Genomic DNA, 545 nt, shown 5'->3' on the forward strand with positions numbered 1-545 from the left:
TACTCTGAATAAAATGCTTGTTACTTTTTATTTTTTTGTAATTATTCGAAATCTCTTCAGCTATAATCCCCATAGACCAACCATCTGAGATTATATGATGGATGGTAACAGATAAAACATAGTGTTCTTCATTTACTTTAAGAAGTTGTAGTCTATACAAAGGGCCATTTTCTAAGTCAAATGGTTCTCTCGATAGGTTTTCACTTACTTTTTTAGCTTCAACAGTTGATTCAACATCGTGAATAGGCAATTTAATTTCATTGAATTCTTCTACTTTTTGTACTGGTTCACCTTCAACTATTTCAAAGGTGGTTCTTAAACTTTCATGTCTTTTAAGAAGCAAATTTACACTTTTTTCAAGGGAAGCAATTTCTAAAAGGCCCAATATTTCAAACGAAAGCGAAATATTATATGAAACATCCTTTGGGTCAAGTTGTTGGAGAAACCACAACCTTTGCTGTGAAAACGATAGTTTCATTTGTTCCTTTTTTTCCAACCTAGGAATTACTTCAATTCCATTCGTCATGTTTGACTTTTTATCATCT

The 545-nt window shown here is 31.7% G+C and carries 1 protein-coding gene; it reads right to left on the bottom strand.

Annotation, left to right across the window (positions count from 1 at the left end):
- Positions 1-545: condensation domain-containing protein (locus ACGTN6_RS20950; RefSeq protein WP_394595038.1), on the bottom strand; the 545-nt coding region annotated here is incomplete at both ends.

It is taken from the genome of Halomonas sp. B23F22_20, assembly GCF_043496985.1.
Lineage (GTDB): Bacteria > Pseudomonadota > Gammaproteobacteria > Pseudomonadales > Halomonadaceae > Halomonas.